We start from the raw sequence: 23,380 nt of genomic DNA on the forward strand, positions 1-23,380 counted from the left end.
AAGAATTATGCTGTGGCGATCCGCCTGTTCCGGAACTCCGCTTTCACGTGCTGCGAGCGTCAAACCTCTTCGATGATTTGAGGCGCTTCTGCTCGTACATCCTCAAGTCCGCTTCGATGAAAGCTCCTTTGATGTTGCCTTTCGCTGGACGCGAGGACATTCCGACCGAAGCGGCGATGCCGCGCTCCGCCAGACGATCCAGCACGCGCGCCATCAAGACTCGGCCTTTCGCCAGGTCGCAATTCACTCCGATTATTCCGAACTCATCTCCGCCCAGCCGAGCGACGACATCCTCGCTTCTCGCTGCCTCCGTCAGGGCTTCCGCCGTTCGGCGAATGAGCGAGTCTCCGGCAAGGTGTCCTTCCCTGTCGTTTATCTGCTTGAGCTCGTCGAGGTCGATCACGATCACGACGCAAGACTTGCCGTGGCGTCGGCAGCGATGTTCTTCCTTCGCCATCAACTGGTCCCAGCCGGCCCTGTTGAATAAACCTGTCATCGAGTCCTGCAAGGCCTGGGCGGCGAAACGTTCAGCGCGACGGGTCTGGCTCTCTGCTCGAATCTCCATCTGCAACAGCGCATTCAGAAGCCTGCTCATCAACTCGAACAGTTGCACATGCTCAGACCCCAACACTGTCTGCGGGCTCGACGCTATACCGCATATCGTCCCGTACAGATCGCCGTCGCATTTATAGAGCGGAAATCCCATATAGGCTTGGGTCGGAATGTTTCGGAGAAACGGAACATCCTGATAACCGGGATGTTCTCTTAAGTCAGGGGCAATGCGGGGTGCTGCGCCATCTACCATTTTTGAGCACAGCGTGTCGCACCAATCCAACGTTTGGCCGGGCTGCAAGGATTGGTTTTCCAGCGCCTCCATGACGATGCATTCGCCGCCATCGAGCCTGGTAACAAACCATTGATCGAAGCCAAGGGTCTGCTTGAGATACGCCAGGGCTGCACGTGCGGCTGACTCGAAATCACAGATGTCGGTCATGTCTGCTGCTGCTCCATGGCATCCGACGCAGGCGGCCAGCACACCTCGGGAAGCGCTTCGAAATGAGGACGAGCAAACAGGTAGCCCTGGAATAGTTCGACTCCCAGGCTCCGAAGCCTTGCATATTCGTACTGCGTTTCGACTCCTTCAGCGATCACCGATATTTCAAGTGCTCTGCAGACACTGAGAATTCCTTCAGTAATGGCAGTTCTGGCTTTGTCGTTATGAATGTTCCTGATGAGCTGCATATCCAGCTTTATGATGTCGGGCTGGAACTCCGCCAGCAGTCCGAGCCCGGAATAACCCGCCCCGAAGTCGTCGATGGCTGTTTGGAAGCCCTGCCGCTTGTATTCGAGCATTATTTCCTTGAGATGCTGCTTTTCCACGACCTGCTCGTTTTCGGTTATTTCGAAGATTATGCGGTTGGTCGGAAAGTCGAATCGACGCGCCGCATCCAGCGTGGCGCGAATGCAGGTTGCAGCCTGGTAGACGGCGTTAGGCAGGAAGTTGATGCTCAGGTAACAGGGCACTTCGAGTTTCGCAGCCAGTTCGACCGCTTTGACCCGACATGCCTGGTCAAAGGCATAGCGGTTTTCTTCAGAAACTCTCTCCAGAATTCTCTGGGCGCCACTTCCATCCGTGCCGCGGACAAGCGACTCGTAGGCGAATATGCGTTGGCTCCTGACGTCGACTATGGGTTGGAACGCCATGCTGAATTTGAAATCCAGCTTCCGGCTGTCCCTGCAGTTTCGGCAGCCAACAGGGCGGTTCGGTACGGGAGAAATGTCATTCGGGTTCATCTTTCGTACCTCGGGGCTGCTGGGGCCAAGGGTTGCGGACGACGCCTTATCGCATTCGCGTACCGGCTGAGCTTCCTTTGCCGCTCCGGCATGGCGTGATGGCACTCTGGTCTCGAAGGTAGTATGCAATCTTTATTTGTACAAAGATATAATTTTGTACAGATAAAATGAAGGCAATGGTGCTGATTACGCCATGAGTGCACTGAAAATGGCTTAAAAGACATTCAATTATCATTTCCTGTACAAGATCGGAGGTCGAGTTGCAGCAGGAACAACCCTGGCGTGACAGGAGGCGGCATCCGCTCATGGTTCGGGCTGGGCAGTGCAAGGTCGCGGCAGGAAGCTGCCCCACGATCCGGATGCAAAATGTGTACAAGATAATATTCTCGCATAGATAATTGTCGCTCACCTGGTGTACTGCACTGGATACGATCCAGCTGCCGCACCTGCCCACAGCGGGCGATCGCTCCGCTGAGGCTGTCACTTTCCATCGAGCCAAGTATCTGAACGCAATTGCCATGCAACGACCTCGACTACTGACCGTTAGACAGCGCCTTCTTCGCGCTGCTGCCATAACCACCGGAATTGCCACCGTTGCCGCCGCTTTCGCCTGGGCCGCCGGTTGGCTGGGAACGGAGAGGCTCACCACTGCCCGGCTGATCGGGCGCATGGAAGAAAATGCCGGGGTGCACCCAGGGTATCGACGCGCCCATCCCCGCGGCATTTGTTTCAAGGGGCACATCGAGGGCAACGGCGCCCTGGCGTCGTCATCCCGCGCGGGGTTGCTCGCAGCGGGCCGAATCGAGGTTCTCGGACGGTTCTCGGTCGGAGCGGGCAATCCCCACGCCGCCGATACCAGCGTCTCGGTGCGCAGTATGGCGCTGCTGCTGCGCCAGGCCGATGGCCAGCAGTGGCGCATGGCGATGAATAATCCGCCGGTGCTGGCCGTGCGCACCCCAGAGGATTTCTATCAGCAACTGGGCGCCATGCGCCCGGACCCTGTCACTGGCAAGCCGGATTCACGCCGCGTGCAGGCATTTTTCGACGCGCATCCGGAAAGCGCGGAGTTCCGCAGCTGGGTTTCGTCCTATCGGCCCAGCGACAGTTTTGCCAGCACCCGCTTCAACAGCATCAACGCTTTTGTCCTGGTTGACTCGGTTGGCGGTCGCCAGGCCGTGCGCTGGTCGATGGTGCCGGAGCTGGCCGCCACGCCGTTGGCGCAACAGGAGGCTGCCGACGACGCGCTTCAACGGGACTTGCTGGAGCGCGTAGCGGCGGGACCGCTGCGCTGGCAATGGCGCTTCACCCTGGCGGGCGCAACGGATGCGGTGGACGACCCGACGCGCTCTTGGTCGGTTCGGCGCGAACAGGTTGATGCGGGAACCCTGGTGGTTGAGCAGGCTCGCACCCAGCTCGAGGGTGACTGTTACGGGTTCAACTTCGATCCGCTGGTACTGCCCGATGGAGTGGAGCCAAGTGGCGATGCCATCCTGCGGGCTCGCTCCGCTGCCTATGCGGAGTCCTATCGCCGGCGCACCGCCGAGGGGCTTCCGTCCGATATCGACAGGGGAGCGCAACCATGAAGCAGCCCGTCGGTTTCTACCATCCGATACTGCGCCTGCTTCATGGCGCCATGGCTATCCTGTTGATCGGCATGCTCTTTGTCGGCGTCGCCATGGTCGCGAGTCTCGCCAGCTACCAGCCGCAGCTGGTGAGCTGGCACAAGCAGATAGGGCTGCCCCTCTTGCTGCTCGCCGTCATGCGCCTGCTGGTTCGCTGCGCCACCGCCAAGCCGCCGCTTCCGTCGACCGTGGGCGTCTGGCAGCGCCGGCTGGCTGGACTGATGCACCTGGCGCTATATGCCCTGTTGCTGGTTCAACCCGTGGTCGGCTGGGCGATGCAGTCCGCCGCGGATTACCCGCTGCGTCTGGCGGGCTGGGTGGTCCCGTCGCTCGTGGGGCAGGATGCCAGCCTGTATGGACTGCTGCGCAGCGTCCATGGCTGGCTGGGGCTCTCCCTGTTCGCCCTGATACTGCTGCATGCTGCGGCCGCGCTGGTGCATGGACTCATTCACCGCGACGGGGTGTTTTCCCGCATGTGGCGGGTGCGCTGATCGGCGAACTGGTCGTGGTGGTGGTCCCCGGTGCAACAACTTCGAGCCGGTATCCGCGTCGACTATCCGGTTGAGCGATAGAGCGAGCTGGTCGATGCGCTCCCGGGGCGCATACACCAGTTCAGCGATCAGGCCGGCTGCATGAGAGGGCTACCCAATTCGTCCGCGGTTCGCGCGAATCAAAGCTGCAATTTTCCCTGCACTAAAGCGCGCAGGCGCTGCCGAGCACTGGCCGGGTTGTTGCCGAGATCGGCAAGGGGGACGTCGCGCAGCGCGCTCGATATGTCCGGCGCCGCCTCGCCGGTCACTGCCAGCGGGCAGTCGATAGCCAGTTGCAGGCGCTCCAGGCGTTTGAGCCCTTCGCCGGCCAGCGCGACATGGGCCAAAAGGACCAGGGCAGCCGGCTGGATCGCTTGGCAGAGCAGTGGCAATTCCTCCAGCGGCGCGCCCGGTGAAAGGGTTTGAACCTGGATTCCATCATCGCTGAGCAGAAGTCCCGTCGCCAGCAACTCGAACTCCTGGAGGTTTCCCGTGGCGTCCGACAGCAGGACACAGGCTTCACTGGGGCGGCTCATCTGCAGGCGCATGAGGACGCGGGCGCGCAGGAAGGCATCGAGAAACAGCCACTGGCTGCGCGCGCCAAAGGCATTGAGCGTCAGCAGGGAGCGCCACAGTGGCAGGAGGATGTCCTCCAGCAGGGTGAGGAGCGGATAGAGGCTGTAAGCCTGGCCATAGAGACGATCGAGTGCGTCCAGGTCATATGCCGCACTGGCCCGCTCGAACGCTTCGCGCCATTGCAGCAATTCGTCACCGGCCTGCTCCGGTTCCTGGCGCCTGGATTTGGCGAGCAGTTCGCCGATCTTGCCGACCGCCATACCCCGGCCGGACCAGAGCAGGATGTCCTGGATGGTCTGCAGATCGCTGCGGGTATACAGGCGGTGGCCTCCCTCGGTGCGGATCGGGTTCACCAGACCATAGCGCCGCTCCCAGGCGCGCAGGGTCACCGGATTGACGCCGGTGAGGCGTACGATCTCACGCATGGGCAGCAGGTCGGTGTCGAGAATGTCGTTCATGGCGTGGCCAGGGGGGGGCGAAGGTACGGGGATTGTAAACCAGCGCCGACGCCCATGACCGCGCTGGGCATCGCGAAGCTAGCCGACTACCCTAGGCGGATGATTACAAACCGGATGGGAACGCCGCGATGATCAACGCCAAGCTGCTGCAATTGATGGTCGAAGCCTCCAACGACGGTGTCGTGGTGGCCGAGCAGGAGGGTGATGACAGCATCCTGATCTACGCCAATCGCGCCTTCGAGCGCCTGACGGGCTATGCCGTGGATGACATTCTCTACCGCGATTGCCGGTTCCTCCAGGGAGCCGAGCGCCAGCAACCAGGGCTGGCGGCCATCCGCGAAGCGATAAGCAGTGGCCAACCCTGCCGCGAAGTGCTGCGCAACTTCCGCAAGGATGGCACGCCGTTCTGGAACGAACTCTCCATCACGCCGGTACGCAACGAGGCGGATCACCTCACCTATTTCATCGGCATCCAGCGCGATGTCAGTACTGAGATCGCGGCGCTGGAGCGGGTCAGGCAACTGGAGGCGGAAGTGGCCGAGCTCAAGCGTCAGTTGGCTACCGCCGACCCGGGAAGGAACAACTCTGCACCAAAATAACTGTACAAGATCTCTTGATTTGTACAATTTTTGCCGTAGGCTTCGATTATACCTGTGCAGAATTTTTAATCTGTACAGAAATTATCGGAGCTTCCCATGTCTTCGTTCCTGCAGCCCTTCGCCGAACGCTTTGCCACGCTGGATGCCACGAGCCTTCATCGGCTGGATGAGCTGTATAGCCGGGATGTGCACTTCCAGGACCCGCTGCACCGGGTGGAAGGGCTCGCCGAGCTGCGCCGCTATTTCGAATCGATTTACCTCAATGTTCGCGAACTGCGCTACGACTTCCATGGTTTTGACGAAGTCGCGCAGGGCAGCGGATACCTGCGCTGGACCTTGCACTTTCGCCACGGGAGGCTGGCCGGCGGCGGACTGATCTCATTGGATGGCTGCAGCTTTCTGCGCTGGAGCGAGCGGGTCGATTATCACCGGGATTATTTCGATGCTGGAGCGCTGCTTTACGAGCATCTGCCGGTAATGGGCGGCGTCATCGGCTGGCTCAAGCGGAGGCTGGCATGAGCCGCGTCTGGCTGACCGGGGCCAGCAGCGGCATGGGCGCTGCCATGGCCGAACGGCTGCTCGCGGACGGTCACCACCTGGCGCTGACGGCGCGCTGGGCGGAATCGCTCGAGACCTTGGCGCAGCGCTATCCGGGGCAGGTGCTGATAGTCGCCGCGGATGTCGCGGACGCAGGCCAGGTCGCCCTGGCAGCCCGCTCCATCGATCAGGCATGGGGTGGTCTGGATCGCGTCATCTTCAATGCCGGAACCTGCGAATACCTGGAGCCTGGACTCTTCAGCGCCGCCTTGGTGCAGCGCGTTGTCACGACCAATCTCATCGGCACGGCGAATTGCATCGAGGCCGCGTTGCCCTTGCTGCGCAACTGCCAGCGCCCGCATCTGGTGATCATCGGCAGTGCGGTGACTTGGCTGGCCCTGCCGCGTGCCGGTGCCTACGGTGCCTCCAAGGCGGGCTTGCGGTACCTGGTGGAGTCGTTGCGGATCGATCTGGCGGAGGAGGGTATCGACCTCACCCTGGTCAGTCCTGGCTTCGTCGACACACCGCTGACACGGCGCAATGACTTTCCCATGCCGATGCTGTGGCCAGCCCGGCGCGCCGCCGAACATATCGTCGCGAGGCTGGATTCCCGCCCCCTGGAGATCGCCTTCCCGTTTGCCTTCGTTCTGGCGCTGAAGCTGCTGGGCCGGCTGCCGGCGCGCTGGCGCCTGGGCCTGGGGCGGCGCCTGGCGCGTCCGCCGGCGGAGGCCTGAGCCATGCGCGTCGCGATCATTGGCAGCGGCATCTCCGGGCTGACCTGCGCCTACCTGCTGGCTCGTCGGCACGAGCTGACCGTCTTCGAGGCCGCTGACTGGATCGGCGGGCATACCCACACCGTCGACGTCGATTGGCAGGGGCGGCGCTACGCCGTGGATACCGGTTTCATTGTCTACAACGACTGGACCTATCCGCGTTTCATCCAGCTGATGGAACACCTGGGCGTTGCCTCGCGGCCCACGCAGATGAGCTTCTCAGTGCACGATCCGGCCAGCGGGCTGGAGTACAACGGCCATGACCTGAACACGCTGTTCGCCCAGCGGCGCAATCTGTTGTCTCCGGGCTTCTGGGGAATGCTGCGGGACATTCTGCGATTCAATCGCACGACCCTCGAGGATCTGGCCAAGCAACGCATTCCGGCATCCTTGACACTGGGCGACTATCTGCGCGCCGGTGGCTACGGCGCCCGCTTCATCGATCATTACATCGTGCCCATGGGCGCCGCCATCTGGTCGATGTCGCCGGAGCGCATGCTGGATTTCCCGCTGCAGTTCTTCGTGCGCTTCTTCGCCAATCACGGTTTGCTTTCCGTCAGCGAGCGGCCTCAGTGGCGGGTGGTGGAAGGTGGGTCACGGAGTTACGTAGCCCCCTTGAGCGCGAGCTTTCGCCAGAGCATTCGGCTGTCTTGCCCGGTGCAGCGGGTCAAGCGGGACGGGCAGGGCGTGGAGATTCTCAGTGCCGCCGGCTGCGAACGTTTCGACAAGGTGGTGTTCGCCTGCCACAGCGACCAGGCCCTGGGCCTGCTGGACTCCCCTACGCCGCAAGAGCGCGATGTGCTCGGTGCGCTGACATACGCCAGCAACGAGGTCGTCCTGCATACCGACACGCGTCTGCTGCCCAGGCGACGTCTTGCCTGGGCGAGCTGGAACTACCGGCTCGGCGGGCTGACGCAGGCGCCGGCCGCGCTGACCTACGACATGAACATTCTGCAAGGCATCGAGGCGCCGGTGACCTTCTGTGTCAGCCTCAACCAGAGCGAGCAGATCGATCCGACCCAGGTGCTGGCGCGCTTCGACTATGCGCATCCCCAGTTCAGCCTGGCGGGCGTGGCGGCACAGGCGCGCCGCGCCGAGTTGCAGGGGCGTCACCACAGCTACTTCTGCGGTGCCTACTGGGGCAACGGTTTCCACGAAGACGGCGTGGTCAGTGCACTGGAAGTGGCCGATCACTTCGGAGAGCAGCTGTGAACAGCAGCCTGTGCCGTGGTTGGGTCAGCCACCGGCGGGTGCTGCCGCGGCTGCACGCCTTTCGCTATCCGGTCGGCATGATCCTCCTGGACCTTGCAGAACAGCCGCAGTTACTGCAGCTCTCGCCGTTGCTGCGGGCTAACCGGTTCGCGCCGCTGAGCTGGGGTGAGCGCGATTATCTGCCGGCATGGACGAGCCAGGGGCTGCCGCTGGCGGAGGCGGTACGTTGTCTGTTGCGCGAGGCACTGGGCGAAGCGCCCACGGGGCGAATCGAGTTGCTGACCCAACTGCGCAGTTGGGGGCTGTGGTTCAACCCGGTCAGCTTCTATTTCTGTCATGACGCCGATGGCCGTCTGGCCGCCATTCTTTGCGAGGTGCGCAACACGCCCTGGCGGGAACGCTTTCACTATGTGTTTCCGGTTACGCCTGGCGCATCGCGGGAGTTCGCGGTGGCGAAGGCGTTTCACGTATCCCCCTTCCTGCCCCGGCACATGCAATACCGCATGCGCTTCCTGATCGAGGAGTCGCGCGTGCACGTGCAGATGGAGAACTGGCATGAGGAGCGATTGATGTTCCAGGCCAGCCTCGACCTGCAACGCCAGACGCTGGATGCCGCTGCGCTGCGCCGTCATCTGCTGGCGTTCCCCTGGATGAGCCTGCGCACCGTCACCGCCATCTACTGGCAGGCCTTGCGCCTGCTGCTCAAACGCATTCCCGTGCATGACCACCAGGCAAGCGACGGTCGCCTGAGTGTCGGGCACATCGCACAGAAGGAGTCCGACCATGACCGAACCCACCCTGAGCGCCAGTAAGACCGGGACTGCGGCCCCGCTGGCGGGAAGCCTGTTGCGCCAGGCCGTCGTGGGGCGGCTGCGCCTGTTGCGCCAGGGCTGGTTGCAGGTGCGTGAGGGGGAAAGCGTGATGGTTTTCGGTGACCGGCTCAGTCCGTTGCGCGCTGTGATCGAGGTGCGGGACGAGGCGGTATGGGGCTTGGTCGCCTGCAACGGTTCGATCGGCGCGGGCGAGGCCTACATCCAGGGCTACTGGAGCAGCCCGGACCTGGCGGCGGTAACCCGCCTGTTCGTTGCCAACCTGGACGCGCTCGATGCTCTGGAGGGCGGGCTGGCCAGGCTGGGGCGCCCGGCGCTCAAGCTGCTGCACTGGCTGAATCGAAACAGCCGGCGCGGTTCTCAGCGCAACATCATGGCCCATTACGACCTGGGCAATGACCTGTTCGAGCGCCTGCTCGATCCCACTTTGATGTACTCCTCGGCGATCTTCTCCAGCCCCGAGCAGAGCCTCGAACAGGCACAACTGCAGAAGCTCGATGTCATCTGCCGCAAGCTGGAACTGCGGCCGGAGGACCATCTGCTGGAAATAGGTACCGGTTGGGGCAGCCTGGCGCTGTACGCCGCGACGCATTATGGCTGCCGTGTGACGACGACGACGCTCTCCCGCGAACAGTACGCCTGTGCCGAGCGCCGCATCCGTGAGTGCGGACTGGAAGGGCGTGTCACGTTGCTGCTGGAGGACTATCGCGACCTGCGCGGTCGCTTCGACAAGCTGGTCTCCATCGAGATGATCGAGGCTGTCGGCCATCGCTACCTGCCCGAGTACTTCCGTTGCTGTGCGGCGCTGCTCAAGGACGACGGACTGATGCTGCTGCAGGCCATCACCATTCGTGACCAGCGCTACGAGCAGGCCTGCCGCTCGGTAGACTTCATCCAGCGCTACATCTTCCCCGGCGGCGCGCTGCCATCGATCACCGTACTGTTGCAGACCGCCACCCACCACACGGGGCTCAACCTCGTGCAGCTCGAAGACTTCGCCACCGACTATGCCCGCACACTGCGGCATTGGCGCGAGAACCTGCGCCAGGCGCGTGCCGAGCTGCTGGAGCTGGGTTATGACGAGCAGTTTCAGCGCCTGTGGGAGTTCTACCTGTGCTACTGCCAGGGCGGCTTCGAAGAGCGCGCCATCGGTGTGGCGCACCTGCTCTGGGCGGGGCCGGGGGCGCGCAAGGCGGCCCTGGTGGATCACCTGGAAGCCTGATGTACCGCCGTGGCTGGCTGATTGGCAATGCCGTGTGGCTACAGCTGGGGTGGTGGGGGTGCGTGCTGGGCGCGCAACATGTCGCCTTGCTTGTAGCAGTGGCGGCTGGGCTGATTGCGCATCTCTGGCTGTGTCGGCAAAGGGCAGGGGAGCGCCTGGCAATCCTCACGGTTGGCGTGGCCGGTTGTGTGCTGGATGGGCTGTTGGGTGTGCTCGGCCTGTTCGATTTTCACGGCGAAATCCTGCCGGTGTGGCTGGCGTTGCTCTGGCTGGTGTTCGCCAGCGGCCTGCGGCACTGTCTCGCCTGGGCCGCTAGCCCGATGTGGCGGGGTGGACTGTTGGGCGCGGCGGGTGGGCCACTGGCCTACTGGGGTGGAGCATCGCTGACCGGCGTCGGCCTGCCCTGGGGCAACGGCGCCACGGCCGTGGTATTGGCGCTGGTCTGGGCCGTCTGGCTACCCCTGATGCTGAAGCTTGCGCTTCGCTGGTGAGCGCCGACAGCGCTCGGAGCAATAGCGAACGTCATTCCAGCATCTTGCCCAGCGTCGCCGCCAGATGAAGGGGCGGCCGCAGATCACGCAGGTCTTTTCCGGCAGGTGGGCTTTCTTCATAGCGGCAACCCCGCGTCCAGGCGTCCCAGCAACGCCTCGCCGCGTTTCCAGAGGGCGAGGCAGCGCTCATCGCCCATGCGCTGCAGGTTACGGTAGGGCATGGCCAGGCGAGGGTTTCGGCCGAGCTGGTCGCGATGCCGCATGAGGAAATGCCAGTAGAGCGCATTGAACGGGCATGCGTCGTCTTCCGTGGCTTTGTCCACCCGGTAGCGACAGGCGCCACAGTGATCGGACATCCGCTGGATGTAGCGGCCGCTCGCGCAGTAGGGTTTCGATCCGAGGTAGCCCCCGTCGGCGTGCATCACCATGCCAAGCGTGTTCGGTAATTCGACCCAGTCGAAGGCGTCCAGGTAGACCGCCAGGTACCAGTCGCAGATGGCCGCCGGCGCTATGCCAGCCAGCAGGGCGAAATTGCCGGTGACCATCAGCCGCTGGATGTGGTGCGCGTAACCCAGCTCCAGGGTTTGGCCGATCGCCTGGGCCATGCAGCGCATGTCCGTTTGGCCGGTCCAGTAGAACTCGGGCAACGGCCGGCGATTGCCGAAACCGTTGAGCGCCGCGTAATCCGGCATGCGCATCCAGTAGATGCCGCGGACGTATTCGCGCCAGCCGATCAGTTGGCGGATGAATCCCTCTGCCGCGTTGAGCGGGGCTTGCCCTTGGCGATAGGCTTCTTCGACGTCCGCCGCCAGTTGGCGAACGTCGAGCAGGCCGATGTTCAGCGCAGCGCTGATGCGTGCATGGAAGAGATAGGGCTCGCCCTCGGCCATGGCGTCCTGATAGTCGCCGAACGCCGGCAGGGCGAACGCCAGGAAGTGCCGCCAGAGTTCCCGGGCTTGCTCGTGAGTCACCGGATAGTCGAAGCGCTCGAGGCGACCGTAATGGTTGCTGAAGTGTTCGGCCACCAGCGTCATCACTTCGCGGGTGATGGCGTCCTGGCCGAAGCTGGCTGCGAACGGCCCTGCCATGCCTCGGGGCAGGGGCTTGCGGTTGTCGGCGTCAAGGTTCCAGTGCCCGCCCACGGGTTGGCCGTCGGGCTCCATCAGCAGGCCGGTGCGCCGGCGCATCTCACGGTAGAAGTGTTCCATGCGCAGCGTCTGGCGATCACCCGCCCAGTGGACGAACTCGGCTCGGGAGCAGAGAAAACGGCGATCTTCGTGCCAGGCCAGCGGTATCCCGCACTGGCGCAGCGCCTGCTCCAGCCGCCACTCGCCGCATTCGGTGAAATGCACGGCCGGTTCACCCAGAGTGGCATGCCAGCGAAGCACTTCGCCGGCAATGCTGCCGCTGTTGTCGGCATCGTCCAGCCTGGTGTAGATCACTCGCCAGCCGCGTTCCCGCAACGCCTGGGCGAAGTGGCGCATGGCGCTGAAGATGAGCACGATCTTCTGCGGGTGATGGGGCACGTAGCGCGCCTCTTCATTCACCTCCGCCATGAGTATCGCGTCCTCGGCCGGATCCAGTGCATCGAACAGCGACAGATCGAAGCTGAGCTGGTCGCCCAGTAGCAGCCCCAGCCGCCGTGTCTTGTGCGTCACGACGATGGCCCCAGGGAGATCGGGATGCGCAGGGGCTGCACGCTCGTTTCACGGGCGGCGCCCATCTCGTCGTGGACGCAGTGCTGGATCAGTTCACAGGGTAGCGGTCCAAGCTCGGCCAGCAAGGTGCGGACCTGGGTGGTGGAGCGCAGGTGCTGTACCTGTCCGCTTTCGTCGCAGAGTCGTTCCAGGCCGTTGGCCTGGCGCACCTGGACGATGTAAAAGCCACCTTCCAGGGAGACGACGTCGAGGCCTTCGACCCGACCGGCCGCCGCGGCCTCATGGAGTTCCTGCAACGTCATCCGATGCTCCCCGGTGCGCCAGCCTGGCGGCGGAAGAACAGCGTCACCTGGCCAAGCTCGAAGCCCAGCTTGCTCATGCGCGAGCGATTGATCAGGGTGTCTTCGTCCATGAGGTACATCCAGTCGTCGAAGCTCACTTCCCAGGTCCGGCCATCCACCTCCAGGTTCAGGCGATAGCGCCAGCGCAGGGCATTGCCGGCGATTTCCCCGGACGCCTCGCCGACGACATCGGCGGCGCGCCCACGCCAGCGTCCGTGTCCCTCCGGCATCAAGGTCCAGACCCGCTGCTGGCGGGTGCCATCGCTATACAGGAAGCGCTCGTCGAGGATCAGCCGCTCGCCCTCGCGGCGGCTGGTGATATCCACCTTGAAACGCTTGACCACTTCGCCGGAGGGCTTCTGGAAAATACCCCAGGCCTGCACCGGGCCGGAGAAGAATGCCGGCAGGTCCAGCACGGGACGCTGCGCGGCATATCTCTCGACCCCGACGTTGCCGCAACTGCCCAGCAGGAGGGCGCACGAAAGCAGGAGCAAGCGAAAGTTCAGGTTCATGGTTCATCCACTCCGTTCAGGCCCAGCAACTCCCGGCGCAGTTCGGGATTGCGCGTACGCCGGTCCAGCCAGATCGAAAAGAACGCCCGGGCGAATGCGCTATCAGCCACTGCGTGCCGAAACGCTCCATCGACGTAGAAGCTGCAGCCTTGGCCCGGCTGGTAGACACCGGTGATCCTTTGTCCGGCGCGCACATCGACGAAGGCCTTGCGCATCTCGCCGGCCCAGCGTGTCAGCAGGTCCTCGTCGCTGGTACCCAGACGGCGCATTTCATCGACGCTGCTTTGCACCAGCGTGTCCCGCGACAGGTCTCGCCGATAGACCAGTTCCAGCGCGAAGGGGTGTTCCCATCCAGCCGGCCTGGCGGCACTCCAGAGGCTCGCGTGGTAGACCGGAACGCCGAACCAGGTGAACTGGCCTTGGCCGATCTGCTCGGCGTGCGGCAGGTCCTTCTGCCAATCCGCGCATCCAGGCGCGCTCCAGCAGCCGCAGCACAGCGACATGCTCAGGCCAATGGCACGAGGAAGAGATGACAGGTGCATCGGAACTCGCTCATCGTCTGTTTACGCAATAGTTGTACATAAATTTATAAATGTACAGTTTTTACGATGAGGCGATCATGTTTCGCAGGCCAGTGATTCCTTCTGCGTGGTGGAGCCTGGCAGTAGGTGGTATTCGGCTGCGAGACTCACCTGGATCGCTTCATCTGAGGCGAACCGGCGTCCGGGTACGAAATTGCACCTGGGTGTTTTTCTTGAGTGGTATCAGTCGTGCCCTGACAACGCCTGCTTATCTAGTTCGATCCGAGGTGGTCATTTCTGGAAGATCCCCGGCGCTGTTGAGAGGCTGCTACCGCCCCTAAACAGACGTCAGGCAATGCGATCAATGGGCGGTGAGCGCCGGCGCACGATAGAGCTCGATCACCTGGGTGGCATAGTCCGCTGGCTGCTTGCCGCATAGGCGCGCCGCTTGACATAGCTCAGACCTTTAAAGCAGGAAAAATATATCTGGCCCCTTCGGTCTGGGACCGAGGTCGATGATGCTCTGGAGATGGATTAACAGGGCTGAGCTCTAACCATGGCCCCACACTGGCGCTCGCCTTCGGCCACCTTCGGGTGGCCTTTTAGTTCTGGCGGGCAATACTTCTCTGTACAGGCGGGCGTACTGATGGTGGCGCGCGCCGCGCGGAGGTGTCAGGTGAACAAGCTATCAATTGTGGGTGCCGGGATGGTGGGCGAGGCGGCGGCTCAGATCATCGCCCGGGAAGAGTTCTGTCGTGAGTTGACGCTGATCGATGTGCAGGGTGACTTGGCAAAAGGCAAGGCGCTCGATGTCTGGCAGGCGGCAGTCGAGTCGGGTTCCGATACCCGGGTTTACGGTGGGGCCGATGCCGAATTGCTGCAGGGCTCCGAGCTGGTGGTGATTACGGCGGGTGTGCCCCGCAAGCCTGGCCAGTCGCGCCAGGATGTATTGAGCATCAATCTGCCGATTCTCGACGGCATCATGCTGGACATCAACCGCCATGCTCCGACGGCGACGGTGTTGGTGGTGTCGAACCCGGTCGACGTGCTGACCTATCGGGCCTGGAGTCTCAGTGAGCTGGGACGCGACAGGGTGTTCGGGCAGGCAGGGGTGCTGGATACGGCGCGGATGAAGTGTTTCATCGCCGAGGAAACGGGGTTTTCCGCTCGGGATATCACGGCGCTGGTGCTGGGCGGACATGGCGATAGCATGGTGCCGCTCATGCGCTATTGCGCAGTCGGTTCGGTGCCGCTGTCTCACTTCCTGTCCGGTGAGCAGATCGAGCGGATTGTGGAGCGCACACGCAAGGGGGGCGGCGAGATTCTGGGATTGAAGAAGTCGGGGAGCGCCTGCGATGCGCCGGGTGTGGCCATTGCGCAGATGGTGGATGCCATTGCCAATGGGCGAAACAGCATTTTGCCGACGGTCGCGATTCTCGAGGGTGAGTACGGGCGAACCGATATTGCCATGGGTGTCCCTTGTGTGCTGGCAGGGAAGGGACTGGTGCGGGTGATCGAGTTGCCCCTGGATGCGCAGGAGCAGGCGATGTTCGACCAGTCTGCCGATCAGGTGGTGCGTGATATTGCAGAAATGAAAGCCTTGTGAAGGCGGAAAAGCGGACAGATTGAATTTCTCTACCGCTTCCGGCCTGTCGCTGCCGACAGTGGACTGGGCTCGCCCTGCCAAGGGCGAGCCGAGGTCAGCGACAACTTTCGATCCCTGTGCTGATCTGTATGCGGACGCCCCTGCCCGAGCTATCAGCCGATCCTGGTTCCGTGTGCCTGCTGGTCGGCATGGTAGGACGAGCGCACCAGCGGGCCGGAGGCGACGTTCTTGAAGCCCATCTTCGCGCCTTCCTCGGCGAACCAGGCGAAGGTGTCCGGGTGGACGAAGCGCTGCACCGGCAGGTGGTTGCGCGAGGGCTGCAGGTACTGGCCGAGGGTGAGCATGTCGATGTCGTGCTCGCGCATACGCTGCATGACTTCGATGACTTCCTCGTCGGTTTCGCCCAGGCCGAGCATCAGGCCGGACTTGGTCGGTACGTGCGGCACCCTCTGCTTGAACTTCTGCAGCAGGTCCAGCGACCACTCGAAGTCCGAACCCGGACGCGAGGACTTGTACAGGCGCGGAACGGTTTCCAGGTTGTGGTTGAACACATCCGGCGGCTCCTGGGCGGTGATTTCCAGGGCGATGTCCATGCGCCCGCGGTAGTCCGGGACCAGGGTTTCCAGCTGGATGCCGGGGGACAGCTGGCGGATCTCGCGCAGGCAGTCGGCGAAGTGCTGGGCGCCACCGTCACGCAGGTCGTCGCGGTCCACCGAGGTGATCACCACGTACTTCAGGCGCAGGTCGGCGATGGCGATGGCGAGGTTCTTCGGCTCGTCCACGTCCAGCGGCTTCGGCCGGCCGTGGCCGACGTCGCAGAACGGGCAACGGCGGGTGCAGATGTCGCCCATGATCATGAAGGTCGCGGTGCCGCCGGAGAAGCATTCGCCCAGGTTCGGGCAGGAGGCTTCCTCGCAGACGCTGTGCAGCTTGTGCTTGCGCAGCAGTTGCTTGATGCGGTCGACCTCGGGCGAGGCGGGGATGCGCACGCGAATCCAGTCGGGCTTCTTCGGCAGTTCCTCGGTGGGGATGATCTTCACCGGAATGCGCGCGACCTTTTCCGCGCCGCGCAGCTTCACGCCGACTTCCACCTTCTGCGGTTGTGCTGATGTGCTCATGGGGCTTCCTGGCAACGGGCGTTCCGGGGCGGGCCCCGGAACGCGGTGGGGATCAACCGCGGTAGTAACGCTGCGGTACGAACGGAGTGCGCGCTACCCGCATCGGCACGCGCTTGCCACGCACAACGGCCCACACCTCGGTGTCCACGGTGCTGAACTCGCTGGGCAGGTAGCCCAGGGCGACCGGCGCGCCCAGGCTCGGGCCGAAGCCGCCGCTGCACACCTGGCCGATCACCTGGCCGTCGGCGTCCACCAGCTCCGCGCCTTCGCGTACCGGCATGCGTTCCTGGGCCAGCAGGCCGACGCGCTTGCGAGCAGCGCCTTCGGCTTGTTGCGCCAGCACCCGCTCGGCGCCGGGGAAGCCGCCGGCACGTGCGCCGCCGGCGCGGCGGTCCTTGGAGATCGCCCAGCCGAGCGAGGCTTCGATTGGCGTGGTCTGGGTGTTCATGTCGTGGCCGTAGAGGCACAGGCCGGCTTCCAGGCGCAGCGAGTCGCGCGCGCCCAGGCCGATCGGCTGGACTTCCTGCTCGGCCAGCAGGGCGCGGGCCAGGGCTTCGGCGTGCTCGACCGGCACCGAGATCTCGAAACCGTCCTCGCCGGTGTAGCCGGAACGGCTGACGTAGCAGTCCGCTCCCAGCAGCGGCAGGCGGGTGAACTGCATGAAGGTCATCTGCGCCACCTGCGGGGCCAGGCGGGCGAGCACGCTGACCGCCGCCGGGCCTTGCAGGGCGAGGAGGGCGCGCTCTTCGAACAGCGGCTGGATTTCGCAACGCTCGCCCAGGTGCTTGCGCAGGTGCGCCAGGTCCTGCTGCTTGCAGGCGGCGTTGACCACCAGGAACAGGTGGTCGCCGGCATTGGCCACCATCAGGTCGTCGAGGATGCCGCCTTCGGCATCGGTGAACAGCGCGTAGCGTTGCAGGCCGACGGGCAGGCCGACGATATCGACCGGCACCAGGCTCTCCAGCGCCCGCGCGGCGTCTTCGCCACGCAGGATGATCTGGCCCATGTGCGAGACGTCGAACAGGCCGGCCTGCTCGCGGGTGTGCAGGTGCTCCTTGAGCACGCCGAGGGGGTATTGCACCGGCATGGAGTAGCCGGCGAAGGGCACCATGCGGGCGCCGAGTTCCAGGTGCAGGGCGTGCAGCGGGGTGTGTGCGAGGGTTTCGGTGGTCATGTCGGGCTCCGGTTCCAAATCGTACGGACTGTCAGTGGGCGCGCGGCCGGGTCAGCATTCGATGATGTTGACCGCTAGGCCGCCGCGCGCGGTTTCCTTGTATTTGCTCTTCATGTCGGCGCCGGTCTGGCGCATGGTGCGGATCACCTTGTCGAGCGAGATGAAGTGCTGGCCGTCGCCGCGCAGCGCCATGCGCGCCGCGTTGATGGCCTTCACCGCGCCCATGGCGTTGCGTTCGATGCAGGGCACCTGGACCAGGCCGCCGACCGGGTCGCAGGTCAGGCCGAGGTTGTGTTCCATGCCGATCTCGGCGGCGTTCTCCACCTGCTGCGGGGTGCCGCCGAGGACTTCGCAGAGCGCGCCGGCGGCCATCGAGCAGGCCACGCCGACCTCGCCCTGGCAGCCGACCTCGGCGCCGGAGATGGAGGCGTTCTCCTTGTAGAGGATGCCGATGGCGGCGGCGCAGAGCAGGAAGCGCTCGACGCCGTCGTCGCTGGCACCGGGCACGAAGCGGCTGTAGTAGTGCAGCACCGCAGGGACGATGCCGGCCGCGCCATTGGTGGGCGCGGTCACCACGCGCCCGCCGGTGGCGTTCTCCTCGTTCACCGCCAGGGCGTAGAGGTTGACCCAGTCGAGCACGCTCAGGCTATCGCGCAGGCTGGCCTCGGGGCGCTCGCTGAGCTGGCGGTAGAGGCCGGCAGCGCGGCGCCGCACCTTGAGCCCGCCGGGCATGATGCCCTCCTTGCGGCAGCCGGTGCGCACGCAGTCCTGCATCACCTGCCAGATACGCGCAAGGCCCGCGCTGGTTTCCCCGGCAGTACGCCAGGCCAGTTCGTTCTCGCGCATCAGGTCGCTGATCGACAGGCCGTGGCTGATGCACTGGTCCAGCAGCTCGCCGGCGGTGCGGAAGGGGTAGCGCAGCGGCGTGCGGTCGGCGACGATGCGGTCGTGGCCGGCCGCTGCCTCGTCGACCACGAAGCCGCCGCCCACCGAGTAGTACTCGCGGCTGCGCACTTGCAGGCCGGCCTGGTCGAAGGCGCGGAAGATCATGCCGTTGGGATGGTAGGGCAGTGGCCGGCGGATCAGCGCCAGGTGCTCCTTCTCGACGAAGCCGATCAGGCGTTCGCCGCCCAGGCGCAACTGGCCGCTGCGGCGGATTTCCTGCAGGCGCGGCTCGACGCTTTCGGTGTCGACGCTGTCGGGCTGCTCGCCCTCCAGGCCGAGCAGCACCGCCTTGTCGCTGCCGTGGCCCTTGCCGGTGGCGCCCAGCGAGCCGTATAGCTCAACGCGCAGGCTGTGGGTGGCGTCCAGCAGGCCGTCGCGGCGCAGGCCGTCGACGAAGCGCGCGGCGGCGCGCATCGGCCCCACCGTGTGCGAGCTGGAGGGGCCGATACCGATCTTGAACAGGTCGAAGACGCTGAGTGACATGGGGAGGCTCCAGAAGTCTCGGATCGCTGCGCTTTTCCTGTAGGAGCGAGCTTGCTCGCGAACCAGCCCCGCTGCGAGGCCGTTCGCGAGGCCGAATCCTTTCCCTACGGATAACGGCATTCCCCACATCCCTGTGGGTCACGAGCTCGCTCCTACGAAGAGAAGGGGCGCGGGAATCTCAGCGATAAACCGGATAGTCGGCGCACAGACCGGCGACCTGGCCGGCTATCTTGGCCTCGACGTCGGCGTCGCCCAGATGGTCCAGCACGTCGCTGATCCAGCCAGCCAGTTCGCGGCATTGCTCTTCCTTCAATCCACGAGTGGTCACTGCCGGGGTGCCGATGCGGATGCCGGAGGTGACGAACGGGCTCTGCGGGTCGTTCGGCACGGCGTTCTTGTTCACCGTGATGCCGACGCGGCCGAGGGCGGCGTCCGCTTCCTTGCCGGTCAGGCCCTGCTTCACCAGGCTGATCAGCATCAGGTGGTTGTCGGTGCCGCCGGAGACCACGTCGTAGCCGCGGTCGATGAACACCGAGGCCATGGCCTGGGCGTTCTTGATCACCTGGGCCTGGTAGTCCTTGAAGCCGGGCTCCAGCGCTTCCTTGAAGCACACCGCCTTGGCGGCGATCACGTGCATCAGCGGACCGCCCTGGGCGCCGGGGAAGACAGCGGAGTTGAGCTTCTTCTCGATCTCTTCGTTGCTGCGCGCCAGGATCAGGCCGCCGCGCGGACCGCGCAGGGTCTTGTGGGTGGTGGTGGTGACCACGTCGGCGTAGGGCAGCGGGTTCGGGTACAGCCCAGCGGCGACCAGGCCGGCGACGTGGGCCATGTCGACGAACAGCAGCGCCCCGACCTTGTCGGCGATGGCGCGGAAGCGCGGGAAGTCGAGGGTCTTGGAGTAGGCGGAGAAGCCGGCGACGATCATCTTCGGCTTGTGCTCCACGGCCAGGCGCTCGACTTCGTCGTAGTCGATCAGGCCGGTGGCGGTGTCCAGGCCGTACTGCACGGCGTTGTACAGCTTGCCGGAGGAGGAGACCTTGGCGCCGTGGGTCAGGTGGCCGCCGTGGGCCAGGCTCATGCCCAGGATGGTGTCGCCGGCGTTGAGCAGGGCGAGATAAACAGCGGCGTTGGCCGAGGAGCCGGAGTGCGGCTGGACGTTGGCGTAGTCGGCGCCGAACAGCTGCTTGGCGCGGTCGATGGCCAGCTGCTCGACCTTGTCGACGTGCTCGCAGCCACCGTAGTAGCGCTTGCCCGGGTAGCCTTCGGCGTACTTGTTGGTCAGCCCGCTGCCCTGGGCCTGCATGACGCGCTTGCTGGTGTAGTTCTCCGAGGCGATCAGCTCGAGGTGGTCCTCCTGGCGAGCCTCCTCGGCGTCCATCGCCGCGAGCAGTTCGTCGTCATAGCCCTGGATCTGGTCGTGCTTGCTGAACATGGGGTTACCTCACGAATGTCGGGTGAGGCGCGCCCGGCCACCGCCGGGCGCGCCGTGCGGCTTCAGGCTTCCTGGTAGCTTTCCAGGGACGGGCAGGCGCAGATCAGGTTGCGGTCGCCATGGACGTTGTCGACGCGGCCTACCGGCGGCCAGTACTTGCCGTCGACCAGGCTCTGGACCGGGAACACCGCCAGCTCGCGGCTGTAGGGGTGTGTCCATTCGCCGACCAGTTCCGCCGCGGTGTGCGGGGCGTTCTTCAGCGGGTTGTCGCTGGCGTCCAGCTCGCCGCTTTCCACCGCGCGGATTTCCTCGCGGATGCGGATCATGGCGTCGCAGAAGCGGTCCAGTTCTTCCTTCGACTCGCTCTCGGTGGGCTCCACCATCAGGGTGCCGGCCACCGGGAAGGACATGGTCGGGGCGTGGAAGCCGTAGTCGATCAGGCGCTTGGCCACGTCGTCGACGCTGATGCCGCTGCTGTCCTTGAGCGGGCGCAGGTCGAGGATGCATTCGTGGGCCACCAGGCCGTTGCCGCCGCTGTAGAGGATCGGGTAGTGCTCCTCCAGGCGGCGGGCCACGTAGTTGGCGTTGAGGATCGCCAACTGCGAGGCCCGGCGCAGGCCGGCGCCACCCATCATGCGGATGTACATCCAGGTGATCGGCAGGATGCTGGCGCTGCCAAAGGGCGCTGCGCTCACCGCGCCGACCTTGCGTTCCAGCTGCTCGCCGTGGCCTGGCAGGAAGGGCGCCAGGTGAGATTTCACGCCGATCGGGCCGACGCCGGGACCGCCGCCACCATGGGGGATGCAGAAGGTCTTGTGCAGGTTCAGGTGGGAGACGTCGCCGCCGAACTTGCCCGGCGCGCAGAGGCCGACCATGGCGTTCATGTTGGCGCCGTCGATGTACACCTGGCCGCCGTTGTCGTGGACGATGGCGCAGATTTCGCGAATGCCTTCCTCGAACACGCCGTGGGTGGACGGGTAGGTGATCATCAGCGCCGCCAGGCGGTCGCGGTATTCCTCGGCCTTGAAGCGCAGGTCGTCGATGTCGACGTTGCCCTTGGCGTCGCAGCCGGTGACCACCACGCGCATGCCGGCCATCTGTGCGGTGGCCGGATTGGTACCGTGGGCGGAGGAGGGGATCAGGCAGACATCGCGGTGCGCTTCGCCACGGCTGGCGTGGTAGGCGCGGATCGCCAGGAGGCCGGCGTATTCGCCCTGGGAGCCGGCGTTAGGCTGCAGCGACACGGCGTCGTAGCCGGTGGCGGCGCAGAGCATGGCCTGCAGTTCCTGGGTCAGGGCGTGGTAGCCCTCGGCCTGTTCGGCCGGCGCGAAGGGGTGCAGGTTGCCGAATTCCGCCCAGGTGATCGGGATCATCTCGCTGGCGGCGTTCAGCTTCATGGTGCAGGAGCCCAGCGGGATCATGCTGCGGTCCAGCGCCAGGTCCTTGTCCGCCAGCTTGCGCAGGTAGCGCATCAGCTCGGTTTCCGAGTGATAGCGGTTGAACACCGGGTGGGCGAGGAAGGCCGACTGGCGCAGCAGCGCGGCCGGCAGGCGGCTGGCGGCCGAAGCTGCGAGGCTGGCGAAGTCGGGCAGCGGCTGGCTGCCGGCCAGCAGCGCCCAGAGCTGTTCGACATCCGCCTGGGTGGTGGTTTCGTCGAGGGCGATGCCGACGCGCAAGGCGTCGATCCGGCGCAGGTTGATCCGCGCGGCCTTCGCCCGCTCATGCAGTGCGGTGATCTGATCGGCCTGGCCGAGGTTCAAGGTCAGGCTGTCGAAGAAGTGTTCCTGCTCCACGCTGACGCCCAGCTTGGCCAGGCCCAGGGCCAGGGTGGCGGTCAGCTGGTGGATGCGCTGGGCGATGTGCTTGAGCCCCTTCGGGCCGTGGTAGACGGCGTACATGCTGGCTATGTTGGCCAGCAGCACCTGCGCGGTGCAGATGTTGCTGGTGGCCTTCTCGCGGCGGATGTGCTGCTCGCGGGTCTGCATGGCCAGGCGCAACGCACGGTTGCCGAAGCGGTCGATGGAAACGCCGACCAGGCGGCCGGGCATGTCGCGCTTGAAGGCATCGCGGGTGGCGAAGTAGGCCGCGTGCGGGCCGCCGAAGCCCAGCGGCACGCCGAAGCGCTGGGCGCTGCCCAGGACCACGTCGGCGCCGAATTCGCCCGGCGGGGTGAGCAGGGTCAGGGCCAACAGGTCGGCGGCCACCGCCACCAGGGCGCCGGTGGCATGGAAGCCGTTGATGGGCGCGCGGCAGTCGAGCACGTCGCCGTGGCTCGCCGGGTACTGCAGCAGGGCGCCGAAATAGGGGCTGAAGTCGGTGAGCGCCTGTTCGTCGCCGACCACCACCTCGATGCCCAGCGGCTCGGCGCGGGTGCGGAGCACGTCGAGGGTCTGCGGGTGGCAGTGCACGGAGGCGAAGAAGGCCTGGGCGGCCTTGTTCTTCGACAGGCGCTTGCAGAAGGTCATGGCCTCGGCGGCGGCGGTGGCTTCGTCGAGCAGCGAGGCGTTGGCGATCTGCATGCCGGTCAGGTCGCTGACCAGGGTCTGGAAGTTCAGCAGCGCTTCCAGGCGGCCCTGGGAGATTTCCGGCTGGTAGGGGGTGTAGGCGGTGTACCAGGCCGAGTTTTCCAGCAGGTTGCGCAGGATCGGCGCCGGGGTGTGGCAGGGGGAGTAGCCCTGGCCGATGTGGGTCTTGAACAGCTGGTTCTTGCTGGCGATCGCCTTGATCGCGGCGAGGGCTTCGGCCTCGCTCTGGCCGGCCGGCAGGTCGAGCACGGAGGTGCCCTTGATGCTGTCGGGGATGACGCTGGCGGTCAGCGCGTCGAGGTCGGCGTAGCCGAGCAGTTCGAGCATGGCGCGGACATCGCTGTCGCGCGGGCCGATGTGGCGGGCGACGAATTCGTCCTGGGTGCCCAGGGCATTGTCATGGCTGGCCATGGTGTATTCC

Annotated in this window: 23 protein-coding genes; 10 read left to right on the forward strand and 13 right to left on the reverse strand. The window is 64.8% G+C overall.

Annotated elements, in window-relative coordinates:
- Nucleotides 1-43: 43 nt before the first annotated feature.
- Together ACAW63_RS18020 and ACAW63_RS18025 are read right to left on the reverse strand one after the other, a co-directional pair.
- On the reverse strand, nt 44-994 hold the full coding sequence (locus ACAW63_RS18020; protein WP_371227389.1) for a diguanylate cyclase: 951 nt from the start codon (nt 992-994) through the stop codon (nt 44-46).
- Nucleotides 991-1,794, reverse strand: coding sequence for an EAL domain-containing protein (locus ACAW63_RS18025; RefSeq protein ID WP_371227391.1), 804 nt, complete (start codon nt 1,792-1,794; stop codon nt 991-993). Before ACAW63_RS18025 ends, ACAW63_RS18020 begins: the two co-directional genes overlap by 4 nt.
- A gap of 518 nt (nt 1,795-2,312) precedes the next feature.
- On the opposite strand from ACAW63_RS18025, the gene ACAW63_RS18030 reads away from it, so the two are divergent.
- Together ACAW63_RS18030 and ACAW63_RS18035 are read left to right on the forward strand one after the other, a co-directional pair.
- The gene (locus ACAW63_RS18030; protein ID WP_371234709.1) at nt 2,313-3,377 is read left to right on the forward strand and encodes a catalase family peroxidase; all 1,065 of its coding nucleotides are present in this window, start codon (nt 2,313-2,315) and stop codon (nt 3,375-3,377) included.
- Complete coding sequence (locus ACAW63_RS18035) at nt 3,374-3,907, forward strand: cytochrome b (RefSeq protein ID WP_371227393.1); 534 nt, start codon at nt 3,374-3,376, stop codon at nt 3,905-3,907. Before ACAW63_RS18030 ends, ACAW63_RS18035 begins: the two co-directional genes overlap by 4 nt.
- A 179-nt stretch (nt 3,908-4,086) precedes the next feature.
- Here the strand turns inward: ACAW63_RS18035 and ACAW63_RS18040 are convergent, their stop codons facing one another.
- Complete coding sequence (locus ACAW63_RS18040) at nt 4,087-4,980, reverse strand: MerR family transcriptional regulator (protein WP_371227395.1); 894 nt, start codon at nt 4,978-4,980, stop codon at nt 4,087-4,089.
- Nucleotides 4,981-5,108: 128 nt separating this feature from the next.
- On the opposite strand from ACAW63_RS18040, the gene ACAW63_RS18045 reads away from it, so the two are divergent.
- The 7 genes from ACAW63_RS18045 to ACAW63_RS18075 all read left to right on the forward strand — a co-directional run bounded on the left by ACAW63_RS18045 (nt 5,109) and on the right by ACAW63_RS18075 (nt 10,644).
- Nucleotides 5,109-5,579 carry a PAS domain-containing protein gene (locus tag ACAW63_RS18045; protein WP_371227397.1) on the forward strand — a complete coding sequence of 157 codons (471 nt, stop codon included), beginning with the start codon at nt 5,109-5,111 and terminating at the stop codon, nt 5,577-5,579.
- 96 nt (nt 5,580-5,675) lie between these two features.
- Entirely contained in the window at nt 5,676-6,098 is a 423-nt protein-coding gene (locus ACAW63_RS18050) for a nuclear transport factor 2 family protein (RefSeq protein ID WP_371227399.1), read from the forward strand.
- On the forward strand, nt 6,095-6,850 hold the full coding sequence (locus ACAW63_RS18055) for an SDR family NAD(P)-dependent oxidoreductase (RefSeq protein WP_371227401.1): 756 nt from the start codon (nt 6,095-6,097) through the stop codon (nt 6,848-6,850). The genes ACAW63_RS18050 and ACAW63_RS18055 overlap by 4 nt, the downstream gene beginning before the upstream one ends.
- A 3-nt stretch (nt 6,851-6,853) precedes the next feature.
- On the forward strand, nt 6,854-8,101 hold the full coding sequence (locus tag ACAW63_RS18060; RefSeq protein WP_371227403.1) for an NAD(P)/FAD-dependent oxidoreductase: 1,248 nt from the start codon (nt 6,854-6,856) through the stop codon (nt 8,099-8,101).
- Nucleotides 8,098-8,913 (forward strand): DUF1365 domain-containing protein, encoded by an 816-nt coding sequence (locus ACAW63_RS18065; protein ID WP_371227405.1) that lies wholly within the window; start codon nt 8,098-8,100, stop codon nt 8,911-8,913. The genes ACAW63_RS18060 and ACAW63_RS18065 overlap by 4 nt, the downstream gene beginning before the upstream one ends.
- Complete coding sequence (locus ACAW63_RS18070) at nt 8,885-10,153, forward strand: class I SAM-dependent methyltransferase (protein ID WP_371227407.1); 1,269 nt, start codon at nt 8,885-8,887, stop codon at nt 10,151-10,153. Before ACAW63_RS18065 ends, ACAW63_RS18070 begins: the two co-directional genes overlap by 29 nt.
- Nucleotides 10,153-10,644, forward strand: coding sequence for a DUF2878 domain-containing protein (locus tag ACAW63_RS18075; protein WP_371227409.1), 492 nt, complete (start codon nt 10,153-10,155; stop codon nt 10,642-10,644). The genes ACAW63_RS18070 and ACAW63_RS18075 overlap by 1 nt, the downstream gene beginning before the upstream one ends.
- Here ACAW63_RS18075 and ACAW63_RS18080 read toward each other — a convergent pair.
- Genes ACAW63_RS18080 through ACAW63_RS18100 form a run of 5 tightly spaced genes read right to left on the reverse strand, consistent with a single transcriptional unit; the run spans nt 10,609 to nt 13,658 of the window.
- Nucleotides 10,609-10,764, reverse strand: coding sequence for a DUF2256 domain-containing protein (locus ACAW63_RS18080; RefSeq protein ID WP_371227411.1), 156 nt, complete (start codon nt 10,762-10,764; stop codon nt 10,609-10,611). The genes ACAW63_RS18075 and ACAW63_RS18080 overlap by 36 nt on opposite strands.
- Complete coding sequence (locus ACAW63_RS18085; protein ID WP_371227413.1) at nt 10,761-12,302, reverse strand: cryptochrome/photolyase family protein; 1,542 nt, start codon at nt 12,300-12,302, stop codon at nt 10,761-10,763. Before ACAW63_RS18085 ends, ACAW63_RS18080 begins: the two co-directional genes overlap by 4 nt.
- Nucleotides 12,299-12,604 (reverse strand): DUF6482 family protein, encoded by a 306-nt coding sequence (locus ACAW63_RS18090; RefSeq protein ID WP_371227415.1) that lies wholly within the window; start codon nt 12,602-12,604, stop codon nt 12,299-12,301. Before ACAW63_RS18090 ends, ACAW63_RS18085 begins: the two co-directional genes overlap by 4 nt.
- Nucleotides 12,601-13,155, reverse strand: coding sequence for a DUF3833 domain-containing protein (locus ACAW63_RS18095; RefSeq protein WP_371227416.1), 555 nt, complete (start codon nt 13,153-13,155; stop codon nt 12,601-12,603). The genes ACAW63_RS18090 and ACAW63_RS18095 overlap by 4 nt, the downstream gene beginning before the upstream one ends.
- Nucleotides 13,152-13,658 (reverse strand): chalcone isomerase family protein, encoded by a 507-nt coding sequence (locus tag ACAW63_RS18100; RefSeq protein WP_371227418.1) that lies wholly within the window; start codon nt 13,656-13,658, stop codon nt 13,152-13,154. Before ACAW63_RS18100 ends, ACAW63_RS18095 begins: the two co-directional genes overlap by 4 nt.
- Nucleotides 13,659-14,352: 694 nt before the next feature.
- On the opposite strand from ACAW63_RS18100, the gene ACAW63_RS18105 reads away from it, so the two are divergent.
- Entirely contained in the window at nt 14,353-15,282 is a 930-nt protein-coding gene (locus tag ACAW63_RS18105) for a malate dehydrogenase (protein WP_371227420.1), read from the forward strand.
- A 152-nt stretch (nt 15,283-15,434) separates the two neighbouring features.
- Here ACAW63_RS18105 and lipA read toward each other — a convergent pair whose 3' ends face one another.
- The 5 genes from lipA to gcvP form a co-directional block, all read right to left on the reverse strand.
- Nucleotides 15,435-16,400 carry a lipoyl synthase gene (gene lipA, locus ACAW63_RS18110; RefSeq protein ID WP_371227422.1) on the reverse strand — a complete coding sequence of 322 codons (966 nt, stop codon included), beginning with the start codon at nt 16,398-16,400 and terminating at the stop codon, nt 15,435-15,437.
- A 52-nt stretch (nt 16,401-16,452) separates the two neighbouring features.
- The gene (gene gcvT, locus ACAW63_RS18115) at nt 16,453-17,574 is read right to left on the reverse strand and encodes a glycine cleavage system aminomethyltransferase GcvT (RefSeq protein WP_371227424.1); all 1,122 of its coding nucleotides are present in this window, start codon (nt 17,572-17,574) and stop codon (nt 16,453-16,455) included.
- Nucleotides 17,575-17,625: 51 nt separating this feature from the next.
- Nucleotides 17,626-19,002 (reverse strand): L-serine ammonia-lyase, encoded by a 1,377-nt coding sequence (locus tag ACAW63_RS18120; RefSeq protein ID WP_371227426.1) that lies wholly within the window; start codon nt 19,000-19,002, stop codon nt 17,626-17,628.
- 178 nt (nt 19,003-19,180) lie between these two features.
- Entirely contained in the window at nt 19,181-20,434 is a 1,254-nt protein-coding gene (gene glyA / locus ACAW63_RS18125) for a serine hydroxymethyltransferase (RefSeq protein WP_371227428.1), read from the reverse strand.
- A 62-nt stretch (nt 20,435-20,496) separates the two neighbouring features.
- On the reverse strand, nt 20,497-23,370 hold the full coding sequence (gene gcvP / locus ACAW63_RS18130; protein WP_371227430.1) for an aminomethyl-transferring glycine dehydrogenase: 2,874 nt from the start codon (nt 23,368-23,370) through the stop codon (nt 20,497-20,499).
- Nucleotides 23,371-23,380 lie beyond the last annotated feature (10 nt).

The organism is Pseudomonas sp. QE6 (assembly GCF_041379005.1).
GTDB lineage: Bacteria > Pseudomonadota > Gammaproteobacteria > Pseudomonadales > Pseudomonadaceae > Pseudomonas.